The 18,001-nt window shown below is 59.9% G+C and carries 16 protein-coding genes; 7 read left to right on the forward strand and 9 right to left on the reverse strand.

The window, feature by feature from the left end; all coding sequences use genetic code 11:
- Positions 1-107: 107 nt before the first annotated feature.
- Together ACU0FH_RS01120 and ACU0FH_RS01125 are read left to right on the forward strand one after the other, a co-directional pair.
- Entirely contained in the window at positions 108-1,607 is a 1,500-nt protein-coding gene (locus ACU0FH_RS01120; RefSeq protein ID WP_446192979.1) for a CoA-acylating methylmalonate-semialdehyde dehydrogenase, read from the forward strand.
- A 225-nt stretch (positions 1,608-1,832) separates the two neighbouring features.
- On the forward strand, positions 1,833-2,168 hold the full coding sequence (locus ACU0FH_RS01125; protein WP_446192980.1) for a DnaJ family domain-containing protein: 336 nt from the start codon (positions 1,833-1,835) through the stop codon (positions 2,166-2,168).
- 123 nt (positions 2,169-2,291) lie between these two features.
- On the opposite strand, the gene ACU0FH_RS01130 is transcribed toward ACU0FH_RS01125, so the two are convergent.
- Both ACU0FH_RS01130 and ACU0FH_RS01135 read right to left on the reverse strand, forming a co-directional pair.
- A complete protein-coding gene (locus ACU0FH_RS01130; protein ID WP_446192981.1) occupies positions 2,292-2,993 on the reverse strand; it encodes a VPLPA-CTERM sorting domain-containing protein in 702 nt (233 codons plus the stop codon).
- A 389-nt stretch (positions 2,994-3,382) separates the two neighbouring features.
- Complete coding sequence (locus tag ACU0FH_RS01135; RefSeq protein WP_238370612.1) at positions 3,383-3,970, reverse strand: VPLPA-CTERM sorting domain-containing protein; 588 nt, start codon at positions 3,968-3,970, stop codon at positions 3,383-3,385.
- A gap of 608 nt (positions 3,971-4,578) precedes the next feature.
- On the opposite strand from ACU0FH_RS01135, the gene ACU0FH_RS01140 reads away from it, so the two are divergent.
- The 5 genes from ACU0FH_RS01140 (at position 4,579) to ACU0FH_RS01160 (ending at position 8,717) form a co-directional block, all read left to right on the forward strand.
- On the forward strand, positions 4,579-5,721 hold the full coding sequence (locus tag ACU0FH_RS01140; RefSeq protein WP_446192982.1) for an acyl-CoA dehydrogenase family protein: 1,143 nt from the start codon (positions 4,579-4,581) through the stop codon (positions 5,719-5,721).
- Complete coding sequence (locus tag ACU0FH_RS01145; protein WP_446192983.1) at positions 5,718-6,752, forward strand: enoyl-CoA hydratase/isomerase family protein; 1,035 nt, start codon at positions 5,718-5,720, stop codon at positions 6,750-6,752. The genes ACU0FH_RS01140 and ACU0FH_RS01145 overlap by 4 nt, the downstream gene beginning before the upstream one ends.
- 11 nt (positions 6,753-6,763) lie before the next feature.
- Entirely contained in the window at positions 6,764-7,639 is an 876-nt protein-coding gene (gene mmsB, locus ACU0FH_RS01150; protein ID WP_446192984.1) for a 3-hydroxyisobutyrate dehydrogenase, read from the forward strand.
- Positions 7,640-7,729: 90 nt separating this feature from the next.
- Positions 7,730-8,080 (forward strand): hypothetical protein, encoded by a 351-nt coding sequence (locus ACU0FH_RS01155; protein WP_446192985.1) that lies wholly within the window; start codon positions 7,730-7,732, stop codon positions 8,078-8,080.
- 235 nt (positions 8,081-8,315) lie between these two features.
- A complete protein-coding gene (locus ACU0FH_RS01160) occupies positions 8,316-8,717 on the forward strand; it encodes an excinuclease ABC subunit A (protein ID WP_446192986.1) in 402 nt (133 codons plus the stop codon).
- Positions 8,718-8,782: 65 nt separating this feature from the next.
- Here ACU0FH_RS01160 and uvrA read toward each other — a convergent pair whose 3' ends face one another.
- The 7 genes from uvrA to ACU0FH_RS01195 all read right to left on the reverse strand — a co-directional run bounded on the left by uvrA (position 8,783) and on the right by ACU0FH_RS01195 (position 17,973).
- Positions 8,783-11,638, reverse strand: coding sequence for an excinuclease ABC subunit UvrA (gene uvrA / locus ACU0FH_RS01165; RefSeq protein ID WP_446192987.1), 2,856 nt, complete (start codon positions 11,636-11,638; stop codon positions 8,783-8,785).
- 80 nt (positions 11,639-11,718) lie between these two features.
- A complete protein-coding gene (locus ACU0FH_RS01170) occupies positions 11,719-12,879 on the reverse strand; it encodes an MFS transporter (protein WP_446192988.1) in 1,161 nt (386 codons plus the stop codon).
- A 3-nt stretch (positions 12,880-12,882) separates the two neighbouring features.
- Entirely contained in the window at positions 12,883-13,443 is a 561-nt protein-coding gene (locus ACU0FH_RS01175; RefSeq protein WP_446192989.1) for a methyltransferase domain-containing protein, read from the reverse strand.
- A 193-nt stretch (positions 13,444-13,636) separates the two neighbouring features.
- The gene (lpdA, locus tag ACU0FH_RS01180; protein ID WP_446192990.1) at positions 13,637-15,031 is read right to left on the reverse strand and encodes a dihydrolipoyl dehydrogenase; all 1,395 of its coding nucleotides are present in this window, start codon (positions 15,029-15,031) and stop codon (positions 13,637-13,639) included.
- A gap of 95 nt (positions 15,032-15,126) precedes the next feature.
- Positions 15,127-15,816: an SGNH/GDSL hydrolase family protein gene (locus ACU0FH_RS01185; protein WP_446192991.1), complete on the reverse strand. Its 690-nt coding sequence runs from the start codon at positions 15,814-15,816 to the stop codon at positions 15,127-15,129.
- Between the two features lie 207 nt (positions 15,817-16,023).
- Positions 16,024-16,602, reverse strand: a complete 579-nt coding sequence (locus tag ACU0FH_RS01190; RefSeq protein ID WP_446192992.1) for a DUF924 family protein — start codon at positions 16,600-16,602, stop codon at positions 16,024-16,026.
- A gap of 108 nt (positions 16,603-16,710) precedes the next feature.
- Complete coding sequence (locus tag ACU0FH_RS01195; protein WP_446192993.1) at positions 16,711-17,973, reverse strand: MFS transporter; 1,263 nt, start codon at positions 17,971-17,973, stop codon at positions 16,711-16,713.
- Between the last annotated feature and the right edge of the window lie 28 nt (positions 17,974-18,001).

The following is an 18,001-nucleotide window of genomic DNA, read 5'->3' on the forward strand; positions in this document are numbered from 1 at the left end:
GCGGGTAAACCTTGCAAAAACGCAAAACGCTTTTGAAATCTTGCCACTTTCCATTGGATTTTTGCAAGCCTATCGTGCGCGCAAATGTAACTTGGAGGATTCTGAACATGCAGGAACTGACCCATTATATCGGCGGCGAGCACGTCAAAGGCACGTCCGGCCGTTTCGCCGACGTCATGAACCCCGCCACCGGCGAAGTGCAGGCCAAGGTGCCGCTCGCCTCTGCGGATGAACTCGACAAGGCTGTTCAGATCGCGGCCGAGGCCCAGCCCGCATGGGCCGCCACCAACCCTCAGCGCCGCGCCCGCGTGCTGATGAAATTCGTCGACCTGCTGAACCGCGACATGGACAAGCTGGCCGAAGCGCTGAGCCGCGAGCATGGCAAGACACTGCCCGACGCCGCCGGTGATGTGCAGCGTGGCCTTGAGGTTGTCGAATACTGCATCGGCGCACCGCAGATGCTGAAAGGCGAATATACCGACAACGCTGGCCCCGGCATCGACATGTATTCCATGCGCCAGGCGCTGGGGGTTACGGCAGGCATCACCCCGTTCAACTTCCCCGCCATGATCCCGATGTGGATGTTCGCGCCCGCCATCGCCTGCGGCAACGCCTTTATTCTCAAGCCGTCCGAGCGTGACCCCTCGGTGCCGCTGATGCTGGCCGAACTGATGGAAGAAGCCGGTCTGCCCAAGGGCATCCTGCAGGTCGTCAATGGCGACAAGGAAGCCGTGGACGCGATCCTGTACCATGACGTGATCCAGTCGATCGGCTTTGTCGGCTCGACCCCGATTGCCGAATATATCTATGGTACCGGCTGTTCGCAGGGCAAGCGCGTCCAGTGCTTTGGCGGCGCCAAGAACCACATGATCGTCATGCCCGATGCCGACATGGATCAGGCCGCTGATGCATTGATCGGTGCCGGTTACGGCGCGGCAGGCGAACGCTGTATGGCGATTTCCGTTGCCGTTCCGGTCGGTGACGAAACCGCCGACCGCCTGATCGAGAAACTGGTCCCCCGGATCGAAAAGCTCAAGGTCGGCCCCTATACCGCTGGGGCGGACGTGGATTACGGCCCCGTTGTCACCGCCGCCGCAAAGGAAAACATCCTGCGGCTGGTGCAGACCGGTGTCGATCAGGGCGCGAAACTGGTGGTCGACGGCCGCGATTTCTCGCTTCAGGGCTATGAAAACGGCTATTTCGTCGGGGCGCACCTGTTCGACAATGTCACCAAGGACATGGATATCTACAAGACCGAGATCTTTGGTCCGGTCCTGTCCACCGTCCGCGCCAAGACCTATGAAGAGGCGCTGTCGCTCGCGATGGACCACGAATATGGCAATGGCACCGCGATCTTTACCCGCGACGGTGACACCGCCCGCGATTTCGCCAACCGGATCAATATCGGCATGGTCGGCATCAACGTCCCGATCCCGGTGCCGCTGGCCTATCACACCTTTGGTGGCTGGAAGAAATCGGTATTCGGCGATCTCAACCAGCACGGGCCGGATGCGTTCAAGTTCTATACGCGCACCAAGACGGTGACCGCGCGCTGGCCCTCGGGCCTCAAGGAAGGCGGCGAGTTCCACTTCAAACCGATGGACTGATCCAAACCATCAAGTGAATTTCAAAGGCCCGGGTGTTGCGCCCGGGCCTTTTTGTTGCGCATGGCGGGGGCCAGCCCCCTCTTGCCCTGCGGGCAATTCACCCCCGGGATATTTTTGAACCCAAAGAAGGTGGATAAGGCCGGTGCCTGCGTCGAAGCGGCAGCGTGACCCACGGCGCAAAAGCTGCAATAACGGCGCCGTACCGCTTTTTTCAATGAGGTGATGATGGCCCGCTCGCTCAACCAGATCGTGGAAAGCCAGATCAGCAAGGCCATTGCCGAAGGCCAGTTCGAAAAGCTCGATGGTGCGGGACAGCCGCTGCCGGACCGGTCGGGCATGGCCTATACGGATATGGCGACACAGGTGGCTGTGCGGATCATGGCCGAGTCCGGCACCCTGCCCGAGGAATTCCAGATCAAGAAACTGCTGGAGCCCGCGCGAGAAGCCTATCGCAATGCCCGTAGCGAAGAGGAAAAGCGGGTTGCCATGGCGCTGATCGCCGAGCTGGACCAGCGCTACAACACGGCGGTCGAGGCACGTCGGCGATTCATGCGCGGGTGAGTGTCAGGCGCGATGGCGGAGATCGCGTTTAGCGATCGCAAGCACATTTGTCGAAGCGTTTGAATGCACTCAGGCCCCCAGCGTTTCCGTGGGGGCCTTGCGAGGTAACCTTTTCGATCTGGCTTAGACCTTGCGGCGCCGCTTGAGCGCGAGGCAACCAAGTCCGCCCAAGAGCATCAGTCCGGGCGCGGGCAGTGGCACCGGGGCGACCTCTGGCGGGGTTTCCGGCCGGCCCACGCTTGGCGGGTTCGGGTTGCCACCGGTCCCGGTCGTGGGGATGAAAGGCGGAAACACGCCCGGGTTGCCCGGATCGACTGGCAGTCGCGTATAGCCCGGGGTCGGATTGGACACGAGAACCACGGGCGCGGTCGGTTTCGCCGGTGTGGTCGGATAGCTCAACGCGAAGACCGAAGGGGTCGGCACGATGCGTGTCGGGTCATCGGCGCCCACGACCGGCGGCAGGACGATGGCCGCCAGCCGCGCCTCTTCGATACCGCAGTGACCGATATCGAAATTGGGCGAAGCGATGCAGGCCCCCAGCACGCGCACCGGCTTGGACAGGACAGGTTCGGGACGCGCGAGGCAGATACCGGTTTCAACCGGCGACGGGATACAGGCCACCAGCACGAGGTTGGGATCGCGCCCGCGCCGGCTGGTTTCCTTGGCCTCTTTGTCGGTTTCGGTTTCGATCACCGTGCCCGGCATTTCATTGAAATAATTGGCCGACCCGGCATCGACAAGCGAGCGCGCCGAGATCTGGGCGGTCGGCGAGGTCAGGAAAAGGGCGCACAGGATCGTGGCGATAAAGGCAGGCCGCTTGTACATCTCAACACTCAATACATTACCAAACTTCAACCAGTCGGGTCGGCTCTCGGCAGGTGGTTCCGACAGCAAGGTCACAGGTCGACACCGGTTTCGCCATATTTCTGACACAGACGGCATCTGTGCAAGATTCATCGCCAAAACCGAGGAAAAGCGCCGAATAACGGCGACAGTCCAACAGGACATCTTTCATTGTTTCCGGAGATAGAGGGAATAAGGGCGCAGCGCGCCCGGGCTTTTGGAGGGCCTTCTGGCCGTCAAAGTAGAATCATCTGCCCCGGCGCTCGCCTGAAACCCTTGTTACCAAGGCCCGTTTATCCCAAGCCAAAGCGTCTGTCACAAAAAAAAGCGGCCCGTAGGCCGCTCTCTTGCGCAAGTAAAAGCCTGATTGATCAGGCTTTCTTGCGTCGTTTCATGGCTGCAAAACCACCCATGCCAGCAATCAGAAGCCAGCCCGCTGCGGGAACCGGAACCGATGTCAGCGACTCGGGCGCGGTCCAAAACGAGATGTGCGAGAAACCCGGCTGCTGGCCGCCGTTGTTCAGGATACCAAGAGTCGAGAACGACCCGGAGTTCACGAAACCAACGTCATACAGCGCAAAGGAATTCGCCGCCTTCACGGTGATATAAGCGATATTGACGAGATTATCGAGCACGTCCCAGTTGCCCGAGGTCGACCCGGTGATCGAGAACAGGCCGGCGTTGTCGTCGCTTTTACCATAAAGCGAGATGTCAACGGCCGTGCCGGTTGCGCCGAGGATTGCCGCTTCGACCGAAGCTTCGTCATCGCCGCCGCCAGCGTTGGAGTAGATTCCATCGCCGCCGTTGGGATAACCCTTAGCCGTTCCGGAAATGCAGCCGTCCGCCGCCAGGTCGATGCCGCCATCGCTGCAATAGTAAACCGGGGCAGCCGAAGCGGCATTCAACGTCCCGATCAAGAGTGTTGCGGCAGCTGCCGCGACATACATTAACTTCTTCAAATTAACCCCCTCGTGGGACCTGCCCACAACAAGAAACAGACTGATACAATTTCGACAGTCCCGCGCTATTTACCATAAAACCACTTACTTCCAAAGGTTTTATACAGTCATACCCATTGTTTACGGCTTTGTTTCCGCGCACACGCAATACGTGTATCCAACAGGATTACGGCGACAGCCCGAAGCTGATGACGCCAAACAGGAGCAGGTTGAGCGGCCAGGACTACAAGCTTAAAAAGCCAAAACTCTATGTAAATATTCATTTTTTTAGCGAAACACTCGCGGTCGCAGGATCGCTTCCCAACTCGCTTAGCCGATCTCTCGCCGCCGTAAGACGCAACCGAAAATTGCAAAAATAACTTCCGGAACGCACCGCCTAACAGGCGGACAAAACGTTAGCCCCCCAAGTCACCAATCTGTTACCGCCCCCTGCCACCAAATCTCCACATTTCAGCCCGCGCCCCGACAGAATCAGTCAATCCGCAAACGGACCGCCCACCCCGCGTTTCTGCAAACCCGCTTTGCAAGCTACCACCTTGAACGCCCCGCGCATGCAGAGTACCCAAGAAGCGACTGTTATATCACGATATCCAAGTCTGGGAGGGATCATGGATTTTGCGCTGAACGAGGAACAGGTGGCCATCTTCGATATGGCCCACGATTTCGGCCAGGAAAAGATCGCCCCCAACGCCCGGAAATGGGAAGCGGAAGGCACGATCCCCAAGTATCTCTGGCCGGAAATCGGCGCGCTTGGGTTCGGTGGTCTCTACGTGGATGAGGATTCCGGCGGCTCCGGTCTTTCGCGGCTCGATGCGACGCTGGTGTTCGAGGCGCTGAGCATGGCCTGTCCTTCGGTCGCGGCCTTTCTCTCGATCCATAACATGTGCGCGCGCATGATCGACAGTTTCGGCAGTGACGAGCTGAAATCGCGTGTCCTGCCCCGCGCGCTCACGATGGAACTGGTGCTCTCATATTGTCTCACCGAACCCGGATCGGGTTCTGACGCCGCCGCACTCAAGACCCGCGCAGAGCGCAGCAATGACGGGTACACGGTCAACGGCACCAAGGCGTTTATCTCGGGCGGCGGGTACTCTGACGCTTATGTCTGCATGGTCCGCACCGGCGATGACGGGTTCAAGGGTGTCTCGACCCTCTATGTCGAAGACGGCACACCCGGGCTCAGCTTTGGCGCGCTTGAGGACAAGATGGGATGGCGCAGCCAGCCCACCGCTCAGGTGCAGTTCGACGATTGCAAGGTTCCGGCGGAAAACCTCGTCGGCACCGAGGGCGAAGGATTCAAATACGCGATGATGGGGCTTGACGGTGGACGCCTCAATATCGCTGCCTGTTCGCTCGGCGCGGCTCAGACCGCCCTGAACCAGACGCTTGTCTACATGTCCGAGCGAAAGGCATTCGGCCAGAGCATCGACCAGTTTCAGGGCCTCCAATTCCGCCTCGCGGATATGGAGATCGAATTGCAGGCCGCCCGCACCTTCCTGCGACAGGCGGCGTGGAAGCTGGACCAGAAAGCGCCCGACGCCACCAAGTTCTGCGCCATGGCCAAGAAATTCGTGACCGAGGCGGGCTCGAAGATCGTCAACCAGTGTCTTCAGCTGCACGGCGGCTACGGCTACCTTGCCGATTACGGGATCGAGAAACTGGTGCGCGACCTGCGCGTTCACGAAATCCTCGAAGGGACCAATGAAATCATGCGCGTCATCGTTGCCCGACAAATGCTGGCCTCGAAATGAGCGATATCGACATCCGGATCGAAAACAAGACCGGTCATATCACGCTCAACCGGCCCAAGGCGCTGAACGCGCTGACTTATGACATGTGTCTCGCCATCGACCGGGCGCTGATCGACTGGGCCGGGGACAGCGGCGTCAAACAGGTGCTGATCGATGCCAAGGGCGGCAAGGCCTTCTGTGCCGGCGGCGACATCGCCGAACTCTACCGCACCGGGACCGAAGGTGATTACGCTTATGGCCGCCAGTTCTGGCGCGACGAATACCGGATGAACGCGCGTATTGCCAATCATCCCAAGCCGGTGATCAGCTTTCTGCAGGGCTTTACCATGGGTGGCGGCGTCGGCGTCGGCTGTCACGGCTCGACCCGCATCGTCGGCGAAACCAGCCAGATCTCAATGCCCGAATGCGGCATCGGGCTTGTACCGGACGTGGGCGGCAGCCAGCTGCTTGCACAGATGAACGGTCTCCGCCCCGGTCTTGGCACATGGGTCGGTCTCACCGGGCACCGGCTGCAATCAAGCGATGCGATCCTCGGTTTCGGCGCAGTGTTCCAACCCGAAGTCACCTGGGAGGCGCTCAAGACGCAGATGATCGCCGACAGTGCCGTCCAGCTTGTCGAACTCGACGCCCCCCACGCCCCGATTTCCGAACATCTCGACGAGATGGCGCGGCATTTCAATCAGGTCACCCCCGCCGCCATGCTCGACTCGCTCGAAGGCGACAGCTCGGATCTTGCGCAGGCCGCCGCCAAAGCCCTGCGCCGCGCCAGTCCCCTCGCCGTCGCCTGCCATCATGAGATTCTGCGCCGTCTCGATTTCGACAGCACCATCGAGGATGCGCTGAAACTCGAATACCGCTTTACATGGCGCGCGATGGAACATGGCGATTTCCTCGAAGGCATCCGCGCCCAGATCATCGACAAGGACCGCAACCCCAAATGGAAGCACAGCAGCCTCGACGACGTCACCGATGACGAAGTCGAGGACATGCTGGCGCCACTGGGTGAGGACGACCTGACTTTCGACGCTTGAGGAGAGGCGACATGAACATCGGATTTATCGGACTTGGCAATATGGGTGGCCCGATGGCGGCCAATCTCGCGAAGGCCGGGCACAACGTCACCGGCTTTGACACGGCCAAGGTCAGCATCAACGGCGTAGACATCGCCGAGAGTGCCACCGCCGCGGTCGAAGGCGCCGACGTGGTCATCACCATGCTGCCCAACGGCGACATACTGCGCAGCGTCGCCGATCAGATCATCCCCGCCATGCGCCACGGCGCAACCCTCGTCGATTGCTCAACCGTCGATGTGGACAGCGCCCGCGCCGTCGCGGCGCAGGCCGAAGAGGCCGGGATGCTGGCAGTCGACGCGCCCGTGTCGGGCGGTGTCGGCGGCGCCACCAACGGCACGCTGACCTTCATGGCAGGCGGCTCTGATGCTGCGTTCGCTCGGGCCGAGCCGCTTTTCGACATCATGGGCCAAAAGGCCGTCCATTGCGGTGCCGCCGGTGCGGGGCAATCCGCCAAGATTTGCAACAACATGATCCTTGGCGTCACCATGATCGCCACCTGCGAGGCCTTCGCGCTTGCCGACAAGCTGGGCCTCGATCGGCAAAAGATGTTCGACGTGGTGTCGACCTCTTCGGGCTATAGCTGGTCGATGAACGCCTATTGCCCTGCCCCCGGCATCGGGCCGGAAAGCCCTGCCGATAACGACTATAAACCCGGATTTGCCGCCGATCTGATGCTCAAGGACCTGCGCCTCTCGCAGCAGGCCGCCGAAAGCGCCGATGCGGATACGCCCATGGGGCAGCTCGCTCAGGCCCTCTATGCGCGCTTTGTCGAAGAAGAAGACGGCACGGGCCGCGACTTCAGCGCGATGCTCCCCCGGTTCGAAAAGCGCAACCGCGAGGGTTAACGAAACAATTCTTGCTGTTCTTGGAAACAGCGGGGAACCAAAGCGGCGCGGCGAGCGTTTGCAGCTATAAATAGCTGACGAGCCGCGCCAATGAACCTTTCCAATATCGCCATCCTGAGCATTCTTGTATCGCTTATGACCTATGTGCCGGCTCAGGCCAGTGCGCGGATCATGACCGCTGAGGAAGAAATTGGATCGGAAACCTGTATCTCCGAAGCCATCGCATCGGCCTGCGCGCTGCCCCTTCTGATCGCGCCCACCGCAGCGGATGAGATTGAAGACAGTTTTGACCGGATCGATCAAGACGACGATGGCTTCGACGACGCCTTCAATCATTTCGAAGATCGCAATGGACGTCGCCCAATGGCTACACCGCTGCTGCGCACCGAACCGATCTACGCGCCGATTTTCGAGACAATGCGCCCGACGGTCACGCAATAATCCTCTGAATATTCTTCAAAATACTGATGCCGCTCTGGAAACCGGGGCGCCGATGGAAGTTTTGCGCGCCCCCTCCTGAACCGTGCTCACACAAGCAGCTCAGAGACTTATCCGTCAGCAATTGGACGCAATAAGCGGACTACCGGCGAAGCAAGCGGATTCTTGCACTGGGCGCATTAACCGGGAACCCCTCGCCGCGGAAAGGTGTTAGTCCAGCAACAGAAAGGATTTAAAGATGAAACCTTTGAACTTTGTCATGCCCCTTTGCGCCGCCGTTGCGCTGACCCTTCCCGGTGTCGCCCTCGCCAACAACGGCAAACCGAACAAAGCCAACGCACAACAGGTCGCGTCGAACTGCCCTCCGGGTCTCGCCAAAAAGAACCCGCCCTGTGTTCCCCCCGGACAGGCGAAAAAGCAGCTCGATCCAATATACGAAAATGATCAGTACGACGATCATTATGACTATCGCATCGGAGAACGCGTCGACAGCGATTATGTCGTCATCGAGCGTCCCCAGCGATACGGCCTTGACCCGAACGCCACCTACTACCGCGTTGGCGACGGCGTCTATCAGGTCGACCGCGAGACCAGCGAAATCCTTGCAGTGATCGGGCTTGCGAACCGCCTGCTCAACTGACCCAGTCGTAGGTTAATAAGTAAGTTTTTAAAGAAACCGCCGTCCCGCTCGGGGCGGCGGTTTTCTTATTCCGCCGCGACTTTCTTTGCCGTCAGCATGGGCTTCAGATAGCGGCCGGTGTGGCTCTCATCGACTTCGGCCACCTCTTCCGGCGTGCCTTCGGCAACGATCCGGCCACCGCCATCGCCGCCTTCGGGGCCGATGTCGATCAGGTGATCCGCCGTCTTGATGACATCAAGGTTGTGCTCGATCACGACCACCGAGTTGCCCTGATCCACAAGCTCATGCAGCACCTCAAGAAGCTTGCGCACATCCTCGAAATGCAACCCCGTTGTCGGCTCGTCGAGGATATAAAGCGTCCGCCCGGTGGAGCGTTTCGACAGCTCCTTCGACAGCTTCACCCGCTGCGCTTCACCACCAGACAGGGTCGTGGCCTGCTGACCGACCTTGATATAACCAAGCCCGACGCGCATCAGCGCATCCATCTTTTCACGGATGCTCGGCACGGCCTTAAAGAACTCTTGCGCGTCTTCAACCGTCATATCAAGAACGTCGGCTATGCTTTTGCCTTTGAACTGAATTTCCAGTGTCTCACGGTTATAGCGTGCGCCCTTGCAGGTCTCACATTCGACATAGACATCCGGCAGGAAGTGCATCTCGATCTTGATGACACCATCGCCTTGACAAGCCTCGCAGCGGCCGCCCTTGACGTTGAAGGAAAACCGCCCGGGCTTGTAGCCCCGAGCCTTAGCTTCGGGCAAGCCGGCGAACCAGTCGCGGATCGGGGTAAAGGCACCGGTATAGGTGGCCGGGTTCGACCGGGGAGTCCGTCCGATCGGCCGCTGGTCGATATCGATCACCTTGTCCAGATGCTCCAGCCCCTTGATCGTCTCGCAAGGCGCAGGCGTCTGCCGCGCCCCGTTCAGCCGCATCGAAGCGGTCTTGAACAGCGTTTCAATCGTCAAGGTCGATTTCCCGCCACCGGACACCCCAGTGACACAGACGAACTTGCCCAGCGGGAAAGCGGCCGTCACCTCTTTAAGGTTATTCCCCGTGGCTTTCACCACCGTCACCGCCTTGTTCTTCTTGCCCTTGCGCCGCTCGGCAGGCACCGAGATTTCGCGCGTCCCGGCAAGGTACTGACCCGTGAGCGATTGTGTATCGGCAGCAATCTCGGCGGGCGTGCCGTGGCTCACGACCTGGCCGCCATGCACCCCGGCACCGGGGCCGATGTCGAATACGTAATCCGCCTCGCGGATCGCTTCCTCGTCATGCTCCACGACGATCACTGTATTTCCCTGATCGCGCAGGTTTTTCAGCGTCGTCAAAAGCCGGTCATTGTCGCGCTGGTGCAAGCCAATCGAAGGTTCATCCAGAACATAAAGAACGCCCTGTAAGCCAGATCCGATCTGGCTTGCCAGACGGATCCGCTGGCTCTCGCCGCCACTTAACGTGCCACTTGAACGCGACAGTGTAAGATACTCAAGTCCAACGTTATTCAGGAACCCAAGTCGCTCACGGATCTCCTTGAAAATCGCCCGCGCGATCTCGTTCTTCTGCTTTCCCAGACTGTCCGGCGCCTGCGTCACCCAGTCGAGCGCCTCGCGGATCGACATTTCGACCACCTGACCCACGTGCAGATCGGCGATCTTCACCGCAAGCGCTTCGGGCCGTAGCCGGTAGCCGTGGCAGGTGCCACAAGGCCGGTTGTTCTGATAGCGCTCGAACTCTTCGCGGACCCAGTTGCTGTCAGTCTCGCGATAGCGCCGCTCCATGTTGGGGATCACCCCCTCAAAGACGCGCGACACCTGGTACACACGCCCGCCTTCGTCATAGCGGAACTGGATCTCTTCCTTGCCCGACCCGTAAAGGAACACGTTCTGCACCTTTTCGGGCAGATCTTTCCACTTGGCGTTCTTGTCGAACCCGTAATGCTTGGCGATGGCCTCGATGGTCTGAAGGAAATAGGGCGATTTGCCCTTTCGCCACGGCGCCAGCGCCCCGTCATAGACCTTGAGATTCTGATCCGGCACTACCAGCCGTTCGTCAAAGAACAGCTCAACACCCAGCCCGTCGCAATCCGGACAGGCCCCGACCGGCGCGTTGAACGAGAACAGGCGCGGCTCGATCTCAGGGATGGTAAACCCGCTCACCGGGCAGGCGAATTTCTCGCTGAACGTGATGCGCTCGGGCTCGTCCGTTGCCGTCTCCAGAATGACGATCCCGTCCGCCAGGTCCAGCGCGGTGCGCAGACTGTCCGCCAGCCGCGTCTCAAGACCTTCGCGCACCACGATGCGGTCGACAACCACGTCGATCTCGTGACGGAACTTCTTGTCGAGCACCGGTGGCTCATCCAGCTCGTAGAACTCGCCATTCACCTTGACGCGCTGGAACCCCTGCTTGCGCAACTCAAGGAATTCCTTGCGATATTCGCCTTTCCGGTCACGCACGATGGGGGCCAGCAGATAGGCCCGCGTGCCCTCCTCCATGTCCATGATCCGGTCGACCATGTCCTGCACCTGCTGCGCCTCGATAGGCTTGCCGGTGGCCGGGCTATAGGGCGTCCCCGCCCGCGCGAACAGCAGACGCAGGTAGTCGTAAATCTCGGTCACGGTACCCACGGTCGACCGCGGGTTCTTCGATGTCGTCTTTTGTTCGATCGAGATCGCCGGGGACAGACCGCTGATATGGTCCACGTCAGGCTTTTCCATCATGTCGAGGAACTGCCGCGCATAGGCCGACAGCGATTCCACGTAGCGGCGCTGCCCCTCGGCATAGATCGTATCAAAAGCGAGCGAGGATTTACCCGATCCGGACAGCCCGGTGATCACCACCAGCTGGTCCCGCGGGATATCCACGTCGATGCCTTTGAGATTGTGTTCGCGCGCGCCGCGCACTTCGATGTATTTCAGCTCGGCCATGATGCCCCCGGGTTGTCACGTCAGACATAGGACGGACCTCGTGAGTCTCCAATAGCATTTTCAGAACATTATAGGAACATTCAATCGGTATTCCGGGCCCGCAGCCTTGAAAGCAGCAGATGGATGCCGAATCCGCAGGCAAAAACCGTTCCGGCAAAGATCATGAAGCCGCCGCGCCCCTGTCCGGCCACCAGCAGCGCAAGCACCGGTGTCCCCAGCGTATTGCCCAGATTGCCCATCTGCGCCAGTGCGCCATTGGCCATGGCCTGTCCCTGCGGGGTCGGGTTCAGCTGCGGGATCGCGGTGAAACTTGCGCCCTGCACCAGCCCCAGAGACATCGCCAGCATCAGGTAGGACCACCCCGCGCCGGTCAACCAGATCAGAACGCTGGCCGTAAAGCTGCACGCGAACCCGGTCAGGATCACCTGCACCGCCGGCACTCGTCGCAGCAGCCAGACCCCCAGCGTCATCGAGGTTGCGATCCCCGCCAGCGGCATCGCGGCCACGATCAACGCACGGCTTTCCTCGGCCATGAACAGCGGCATGATGGTCAGCGTCGCCACCCAGGCCGCCGCGTAACAGACCCACCCCAGTGCAGGTGCGCTCAAACTGGGAGAGGAGTAGATCCGCCCGTGATCCCGCAGAACCGAGCCAAGACTTAGCGGCACATCGCGGGGACCGATCACATCGCGCGGCAGCGCCACAGCAATCAGACCGGCCATCACCGCCATATAGATCGCGTGTGCGCCGAACAGCGCGCCCACCCCATGCAGCCGGGCCAGCGGTTCACCGACCAACACGAGAAAGGCAAAGGCCACGCCAAAAAATGTCGACCACAGCGACAGGGTGAAACCCCGATGCTGGGGCGCGCTGATCTGCGCGATCAGCGTCGGCGCGGCGACCACGATGGCAAGATGCGACGCCCCTTCAAACGCCCGGCTCACAAGGAATAGTGGCAGCGCCGGCAGGCTCGCCTGATAGGCGGACATCAGCACGCCCAGCCCTAGCGCCGCCAGCAGCGCCCGGCGATAGCCGACGCGCGCCACGATTAGCCCCGCCGTCACACCAAAGATCACGCCGACAAAGCCGACAAGCGACACCGCGAACCCCAGCGCCGCACCGGTCGAACCGTAATGTTCCGCCAAGAGCGGGTAGCTTACCGAAACCTTGCCGAACTGCGCCGCAGCCCCCAGCCCTGCGGCCCAAAGCCCCAGAACGCGGCCGAATGACGTTGTTTCCATAAATCAGGTCTTTCTTGCCAGGGCCCAGGCGCAGATCGGCATATCCGGTTCATTCCGCAGGCTGTCGCTCTCGCGGTCATAGGCGGGCGGCCAGCCGGGCTCAAGGTTGCGTTTTGCCGCTGCGCGATTGCCCCATTGATCGGCCTCGATCCCGTTCTCGTCGAACCCGGCCTCGATCAGCAGGTTCTTCAGCCCCCGCGCCGACCAGCGCGAACAATCGGCCGGTGCCGCGTGGAACGGCACGAAAAACGGCACCGCCAGCCAGAAATGCCCGCTCGGGCGCAGCATCTCGCGCACATGGCGCGTTGCGGCATAGGGCCTGTCGAGATGTTGCCAGACCTGATTGGCAAGGATCAGGTCGAACCGGCGGGGCTGCCCCGCATCATCCAGATAGGGGCCAAGGCAGATGTCATGCTTGGGAAAGTGAAACCGCTCGTACCGGCCAAAACCGAACTGTTGCCCCCATTTGCCCGAGATTTCGGCCACGTGAAGCCCCTCGGGACCAAGCGCGCGGATCATCGCGCGGCTGGCTTTCATCATCTTTACCCGGTTCAGACTAGGCATCGCGCGTTTTCCCGCAGTCGGCCCCCGCTCGACGCCCCAGTCCTAGCCAGCGCCTGTACAAATTGAAAGAAAATTCCGGGCCTGCGCCCGGGCCGCTGAATACGGAAATACCGCCAGAGTCCGACACCGCGATGCACGGGGGGTGTACAGGGGGTGTACAGCTTGTGCATCGCGATTTTCGGTCGTTTCGAGGTTACATATGTATCACGCGATCAAATGCATCGAGCACGGATTCATGCATCATCTCGCTCAGCGTGGGATGCGGGAAGACCGTGTTCATCAGGTCCTCTTCGGTGGTCTCAAGCTGACGCCCGACAACATAGCCCTGGATCAGTTCCGTCACTTCGGCCCCGACCATATGCGCGCCCAGCAGCTCGCCGGTCTTTTCGTCAAAGATCGTCTTGATCATGCCCTCGGGCTCACCCAGCGCAATCGCCTTGCCGTTGCCGATAAACGGAAACTTGCCGACCTTGATCTTGTAGCCCAACTCCTTGGCCTTGGCCTCGGTATAGCCAACGCTGGCCACCTGCGGCTGGCAATAGGTGCAGCCCGCAATCGCTTCGGGTTTGACGGGATGCGGATGCTTGCCCGCGATCAGCTCGGCCACCATGACACCTTCATGGCTGGCCTTGTGCGCGAGCCAGGGCGCGCCCGCGATATCGCCGATAGCATACAGCCCCTCGACCCCGGTGCGGCAGTATTCGTCGACAACCACATGGGTGCGGTCGATTTTCACACCAAGCTCTTCCAACCCGAGGTTTTCCACGTTGCCAACGATACCAACCGCCGAGATAACCGTGTCGAATTCCTCGGTCTCGGTCTTGCCGCCGATCTCGATATGCGCCGTCACCTTGCCTTTGGCACGGTCAAGTTTCTTGACCGTCGCCTTTTCCTTGATGACCATACCCTGCTTGGTGAACTGCTTCTTGGCGAAGGCGCTGATCTCGGCATCTTCCACCGGCAGGATCCGGTCCATCACCTCGACCACCGTCGCCTTGGCGCCCATCGTGTGATAAAAGCTAGCAAATTCAATGCCGATCGCGCCCGAGCCGATCACCAGCAGCTTTTTCGGCATGCGTTTCGGGGCCAGCGCGTCCTTGTAGGTCCAGACCAGATCGCCATCACCCTCAAGCCCCGGCAATTGCCGTGCGCGGGCCCCGGTTGCCAGAACGATGTTCTTGGCGGCCAGATCCTCGGTTCCCTTGTCGGTCTTGACCGCGACCTTACCCTTGCCGGTCAGCTTGGCTTCACCCATCACAGTCGTAATCTTGTTCTTCTTCATCAGATGGCCAATGCCGCCCGAAAGCTGCCCCGCCACCTGGCGCGAGCGCTTGACCACCGCGTCCAGATCGAACCCGATCTTGTCCGCGCTCAGACCAAATTCCTTGGCCCGTTCCATCAGGTGATACACCTCCGAGGTGCGCAGCAGCGCCTTGGTCGGGATACAGCCCCAGTTGAGGCAGATGCCGCCCATATGCTCGCGTTCGACGATCGCGACATTCAGGCCAAGCTGCGCTGCACGTATCGCGGCCACATAGCCGCCAGGCCCCGCTCCAATTACGATCAGATCAAAGGATTTGGCTGCCATGTCAGGTCCCCGGGAAAGGTATGAAAATTAGTTCACCATTAAACCAGTTCCGGCAGTGCATCAATGCCGGGCTGACACCGCATGGGCAACACAGGTTACCGCGCGGATTTCATCCCCGCGGCCACCAGCTCACCCAAAAGCCGCGACCCCGTGCGGGAAGGATGCACATGGTCGAAGAAAAAGTGGCTTTGATCGCTCGGGTCGATCACCTTGCGCCCGTCCACGTAATATACGCCCGGCGTCGCGTTGGCAAAGCGCTGCTGCCGTTCCGTGAGCTGGTCAAAGTTGGACCCGCAAGCGTCAAAGGAATTCGGACGATCGCTGCTGTTGTAATAGCCCATGATCATGATCTTGTGCCCGTTCTCGGCGATGGGGCGCAGGAAAGCCGGCATGGAGCCGCTGGTCCCGCTTTCAGAGATCATCGCGTCCAGCGTATCTTCGCACCGCTTGCAGCCACATTCTCCCATCAGATCGTTAGCCCCGCCGTTGAACAGAACCCACTCCCAGTCGCCGGGTACATACTGGGCCCGCACGTCATAGCCTTCTGCAACCTGTTCGGGATTCGCGTTGCTGAACTTGGCACCGGACACCGCGAGATTACGCGTTCTCAACCCGGTGATTTCCTGAACCACATCAGGCACAGCCGCCCCCTGCCGCCCGTTCCACGCCATGACGCTGTCGCCTATGGCAATGACCTGGGTATCGGGGCCGGGTTGTTGGACTTGGGTGCAAGCAGACAGGAAGACGATCAGAAACGCTGTAAGACTCTTAAACTTAAATACCATTCAAACGTCCTGTCTCAATCAACGCCGCAGGCTGGTGAAACGACATCCCCCTCTCGGGGCAAAGCCGCTCCGGCCACAGGATTTATCCAGCCTGCTTGCGAAATTTTAACGTGCCCCGCCGCAGACGGGTTCCTGAAATTCCTGATGCAACCCCGCGTAGAACGCACGCAGCCTGAAAGGAGAGCCGCGTAAGTTACGGAAAAACAACTACTCTGCGGCCTGAAGCTCGCGAACCGTTTGACCATATCCGCCAGCAGACACATATTCCGTTTCGGAACCAGTTGGTGCACGATCCAGCGCTTTGTTTCGATGCGGGAAACGACCAAACTTCCGTATCACCTGACGATGCGCCCGGGCATGCAGCAGGTTTGCCGCCCCGGTTTCAGGCATCCGCTCGCACAACAAACGCACGCACCGGTCCTGATCGCTCAGGTTCTCGGAATGCATGAGCGGCAGGTAAAAGAACTGTCGCGCAGGCTCGTCGATTTTGAGATCCCAGTTCTTGGAAATCGACACTTTCGCCGCTGCCAGTGCCCATTTGTCTGTTGCAAAGGCAAGGTGCGAATTGCGGAACATGTTGCGGGGGAACTGATCGAGCAACACAATATAGGCCAAGGCGCCGCTGGGATACGTGAGCCAGAGAGAGTATTTCCCCTCACTCGCGCCTTCCCACATGGATTTGAACTTTTCTGTAATGCGCGCGTCGAGGTCTTCGTCGACCTCGTACCATCCTTTTGGGCCTACATCGTCCAACCAGAAACTCAATACATCTTCAGGGCCAAGCATGGGTCCACTCCAGATCTGTTAAAACACCCTAATTCAATTCTGAGAGTATCGACTGTTTACACAAGTGTTACAGTAACAATTTGCGACAAACACGACATAAATCCCAGCTTAAGAAGGGTTTTGCTCCTCTGTTTCGGTATCAATGGTGAATTCCTGCGCAATCTCGACGGCCATAGCGGTCGAGGCAGGCCACATCGGTGCGACGTTGCCAGCTTCTTCGACAGAAACAGAGGGCCGGACCGTGTTCCGGTAAAGCGCATAGAGCGCCAGCGCCGCCAGCAGGACCACCAGAAGCAGGAAATACCCTGCAGGTCCAAAGATACGGTCCTCCATCAGCCAGCCGGTGATCAGCGGGCCCGAGACCGCGCCAACCCCATTGATAAAGACCAGCCCACCCGAGGCCGCGGCCATGTCCTCATGCTCGAGGAAGTCGTTGGTATGGGCGATCAACAGCGAATAGAGCGGGTTTGTGGTGCCGCCGATGACAAAGGCCGCTACCAGAAGAAAGATGAACACGCCGCCGAATACCATGCCCAGCAGAGAGGCAACGGCCCCGAGTGCGGCAACGATAAAGATCAGAAAACGACGATCCATCCGGTCCGACAGCCAGCCCAGCGGGTACTGCATGAGCAGCGCGCCCACATAGAATGTCCCGACAAAGATCGAGATCTGCGGCACGGTAAGACCCGCCTTGGCCCCGTAAACCGCGCTCATCCCGAACTGGGCCGCAAAGACGCCGCCAAGCAGGAACATGCCGACACAGCCAAGAGGAGAGATGCGCATGATCTCGGCCAGCGATTTGGGCTTGGTGGATTCGAAAGCTGGCGTCGGGCTGATTGACAGCAAAATCGGCGCGAAGGAAATCGAGATCAGCACCGAGGCGATGATGAAGGTTTCAAACCCCGACGGGTCGGCCACGATCATCAGTGCCTGCGACAGCACCACGCCCAGCATCATCACGATCATATAAAGAGACAGCGCCTTGCCCCGATTGTCATTGTCGGCTGCGTTGTTAAGCCAGCTTTCAGCAGTCACATACACGCCCGAAAAGCAGAACCCGATGACAATGCGGCCCAGCACCCAGTAGATCGGATGCGTAAGCAGCGGATAAAGAATCATCACGCAGGAAATCAGCGAGGCCAGCGCCGCAAAAACGCGGACGTGTCCAACGCGACGGATCATATCGGGCGCCATGCGCGATCCGCCGAGGAAGCCGACGAAATAGGCGGACATCACGAAAGACAGCTCCAGTGTCGAAAAGCCTTCGATATCGCCGCGCACGCCCAGCAACGTCCCCTGCAGGCCGTTGCCGATCATCAGGAGCCCAAGCCCCAGCAACAGCGCCCATGCGCTCGACAATACCTGAAACATCACACACCTCTGCTGCACGCGGGGCATC

The sequence above is a fragment of the Heliomarina sp. genome (assembly GCF_052826185.1).

Coding starts and splice junctions, on each gene's coding strand:
- ACU0FH_RS01120 (WP_446192979.1), top strand. CDS start 108: ATGCAGGAACTGACCCATTATATCGGCGGCGAGCACGTCAAAGGCACG.
- ACU0FH_RS01125 (WP_446192980.1), top strand. CDS start 1,833: ATGGCCCGCTCGCTCAACCAGATCGTGGAAAGCCAGATCAGCAAGGCC.
- ACU0FH_RS01130 (WP_446192981.1), bottom strand. CDS start 2,993: ATGTACAAGCGGCCTGCCTTTATCGCCACGATCCTGTGCGCCCTTTTC.
- ACU0FH_RS01140 (WP_446192982.1), top strand. CDS start 4,579: ATGGATTTTGCGCTGAACGAGGAACAGGTGGCCATCTTCGATATGGCC.
- ACU0FH_RS01145 (WP_446192983.1), top strand. CDS start 5,718: ATGAGCGATATCGACATCCGGATCGAAAACAAGACCGGTCATATCACG.
- mmsB (WP_446192984.1), top strand. CDS start 6,764: ATGAACATCGGATTTATCGGACTTGGCAATATGGGTGGCCCGATGGCG.
- ACU0FH_RS01155 (WP_446192985.1), top strand. CDS start 7,730: ATGAACCTTTCCAATATCGCCATCCTGAGCATTCTTGTATCGCTTATG.
- ACU0FH_RS01160 (WP_446192986.1), top strand. CDS start 8,316: ATGAAACCTTTGAACTTTGTCATGCCCCTTTGCGCCGCCGTTGCGCTG.
- uvrA (WP_446192987.1), bottom strand. CDS start 11,638: ATGGCCGAGCTGAAATACATCGAAGTGCGCGGCGCGCGCGAACACAAT.
- ACU0FH_RS01170 (WP_446192988.1), bottom strand. CDS start 12,879: ATGGAAACAACGTCATTCGGCCGCGTTCTGGGGCTTTGGGCCGCAGGG.
- ACU0FH_RS01175 (WP_446192989.1), bottom strand. CDS start 13,443: ATGCCTAGTCTGAACCGGGTAAAGATGATGAAAGCCAGCCGCGCGATG.
- lpdA (WP_446192990.1), bottom strand. CDS start 15,031: ATGGCAGCCAAATCCTTTGATCTGATCGTAATTGGAGCGGGGCCTGGC.
- ACU0FH_RS01185 (WP_446192991.1), bottom strand. CDS start 15,816: ATGGTATTTAAGTTTAAGAGTCTTACAGCGTTTCTGATCGTCTTCCTG.
- ACU0FH_RS01190 (WP_446192992.1), bottom strand. CDS start 16,602: ATGCTTGGCCCTGAAGATGTATTGAGTTTCTGGTTGGACGATGTAGGC.
- ACU0FH_RS01195 (WP_446192993.1), bottom strand. CDS start 17,973: ATGTTTCAGGTATTGTCGAGCGCATGGGCGCTGTTGCTGGGGCTTGGG.